Source organism: Bartonella sp. MR168JLCBS (assembly GCF_042194175.1).
This window is the reverse complement of sequence record NZ_JBHIMP010000091.1, coordinates 709-994: the sequence shown is the minus strand read 5'-3', so window position 1 is coordinate 994 and position 286 is coordinate 709.

Here is a 286-nt window from a genome sequence, read left to right as displayed (position 1 = left end):
AAATGCAACAGGAAGGTCTACCAATCATGCCATTCATTTAATTGCTTGGCTGCGCTGTTGGCGGTATTCGGTTGACAGGGCATGATATTGCAGAAAGTTTCGTCAGTTGTTTCTCTTTTAGCACGGATTTACCCTAACGGTTTGGCTGATATCAATCATTTTCATGTAGCTGGCTGATGGTGTGGGATTTATTATTCGCGAATTGATTGAGGCCGGTTTAGTTCATGAAGATGTTTGTACAGTTTTCGGTAAAGGTTTCAATGCTTATGCAATTGACGCAAAATTT